The organism is Pedobacter sp. 05L430 (genome assembly GCF_056397585.1).
In genome coordinates, this window is the sequence record NZ_JBFTNT010000429.1 from 1 (window position 1) to 2,581 (window position 2,581).

Here is a 2,581-nt window from a genome sequence, read left to right on the forward strand (position 1 = left end):
TGATCTACCTCTACGGAAGTGACCTATGGAATAATGCTGCAAAAAATGAATCTCTTGCTAATTTTTACTGGGCACCTTTAAACTTTGCCGAGGATGGATCTATACTTCCGATGGTCTGTAAGAATGAGGTTACGCTTTCGCTTGCAACAGGCAGCAAGGGAAAACAGCAGGTGATTAAGGACGTGGATAATGATACGGGGATTAAAAACTTCAAAGGCTTTTGCGACATTAGTAATGAGATTCAACGTGGACAGGGCTTTAGGGCAAGCCGTACAGGAATTCTGAATACCGTTTCGATTACTACATTCCAGAACAATGATCCTGATGCAGATCTGATTATAATGATGTATCAGGCAGATGCCTCCTTACTTCCTGTTGGGAAACCGCTAAAAACCATTAACATCCCTAAAGATTCGGTGAGCTGGTCGCCCTCAAATGTTATCGTTCGTCCAGATATTCCTGTTGTGGCAGGCAGCCGCTATGTTTTGGTGTTAAAATCTGCTTCAAAAAAAGGAGCTTATGGGTTCATGTATCATGATGAAGCTACTGAACAAAATGCTGGTGCTTCTTACAGCGCGGATGGAGGTATCCATTATACAATTGAAAAGAATCGTAAAATAAAGTTTTTTACCACMATAAAACGGAAATAAAATCATAATCATAGAACAAGCTGGCCGTTAATCGTTAACTATTAGGTATTAATAAGTTAATCATCAGCTTATAGCTTAAGGATACTTTAGCTAAGTATGATATCCTTAAAATTGTCTGAAGACAGGTGTTATAAAGTGCTGATCTCGGTGCTGATTGCTATTAGCTTTTTTTCCTTATCTAATGAAGTGATGGAACCGGATGGAGCCTTATATGCCAGCATTTCTAAAAATATGATCCTAAGAAACGACTGGCTTAACCTTTATGTACATGGCAAAGACTGGCTGGATAAGCCGCATCTTCCTTTCTGGCTCGCTGCTGCAAGTTTTAAGCTTTTTGGGATATCTGCTTTTGCTTACAAACTCCCTTCCTTTTTAATCAGTCTGATGGGAACGTTTTATCTATATCGTTTTACTGCAGATTATTTTAACAGGAAAACTGCCCTGATCAGTGCTATTATATTTCTGACAAGTTTGCACGTATTGATCTCCAATTCTGATGTAAGAGCAGAAGCTTATCTTGCGGCTTTTGTTACAGCGGCCATTTACCATTACGACAGGGCACGTCAAAAATCTTTTTTACATATTGTTGCAGGGTCTTTTTTTGCAGCCTGCGCAGTAATGGTTAAAGGGATATTTGTCCTGGTTCCGATATTTTGTGGTTTTATTATTTACTGGGCTATAACCAGACAATTAAAGGAATTGTTAAAACCGAAATGGTGGATCGCCATTACACTTATTTTAATTTTTATAACTCCCGAACTATATTCCCTGTATGTGCAATTTGACCTGCATCCTGAAAAAACAGTATTTGGACAGCAAGGGGTATCAGGGCTTAGGTTCTTTTTCTGGGATAGTCAGTTTGGACGTTTCTTTAATACCGGCCCAATTAAAGGAAAAGGTGATCTATCCTTTTTCCTGCACACTACTTTATGGGCGTTTTTACCTTGGTCTGTACTGTTTTACGTGGGTATAGTCGACTTATTTAAAAAACATTCAAGAAGTGTTCTTCCACCCGAAACGATTATCATCTGGAGTTCGGCATTTATTACCTTTTTGTTGTTTTCATTTTCTAAATTTCAGCTTCCACATTATATACTGGTCATATTCCCTCAGTTTTCAATTATTACTGCCTTATATTTAGTGAGGATCAGTGAAAAGAGGATCAAAACATTCCTTATTATACAAAATGTGATCTTCCTAATTGTAGTTTTACTGCTTGGCACAATTGCAGTTTGTTTCAAATTTCAGTTTTATGGGGCGGCACTTGCAATTTTACTAATCACCTCAGTTAGTGCTTTTTTACTGTTTAAAGGGGCATCCATTAAAACCATTGTAAGCAGAGGTGCAGTTTTATCAATTGGGATAATGAGCTTTCTTTACCTGTTCTTTTATCCTTCTATTTTAAAATACCAGTCGGGCATGGAAGCGGGTAAATGGCTGCAGGCAAACGACATAAAAGCCATCCCGGCTGTTTTCAGATATGACCATGCTTTCTCTTTTGATTTCTATGCAAATAAAGAAGTTAAATATCTATACGACGATGCTGATCTTGAAGAGACAAAGGATCAAAAAGAGACGGTGATCTATACCCACGAATCTGAGCTGCCCTATCTCAAAAGCAAATACAATTTAGAAATACTGAAGCAATTTGATTATTACCACATCACCAAACTGAAAGCAAAGTTTATACTGGCAAAAAGCCGCCCCTCGGTTCTGGAACATTTTTATCTGGTGAAAATTAAATAACAACACAGATGTGATCATCATCATGATTTCATGAATAATTGGGCTCCCAATTTATTATCTTTGTTTATGTTTTTTGATGCATAAAGCCTAAATTCATAGTAATTCCAGATGCTAAAAACTGGTTTTTGTGTTCTTATTTTCCTGATTAACAATTGTTTTATAAATCTTTTTGCACTCTCAATTAT

1 protein-coding gene and 1 pseudogene are annotated in these 2,581 nt (G+C 37.2%); both read left to right on the plus strand.

The window, feature by feature from the left end:
• A pseudogene (locus AC1DG9_RS25945) lies at positions 1-650 on the plus strand (family 43 glycosylhydrolase); the annotation flags it as partial.
• Positions 651-746: 96 nt separating this feature from the next.
• Positions 747-2,396: an ArnT family glycosyltransferase gene (locus AC1DG9_RS25950; RefSeq protein WP_288883743.1), complete on the plus strand. Its 1,650-nt coding sequence runs from the start codon at positions 747-749 to the stop codon at positions 2,394-2,396.
• Positions 2,397-2,581: the final 185 nt, after the last annotated feature.

Coding starts and splice junctions, on each gene's coding strand:
- AC1DG9_RS25950 (WP_288883743.1), top strand. CDS start 747: ATGATATCCTTAAAATTGTCTGAAGACAGGTGTTATAAAGTGCTGATC.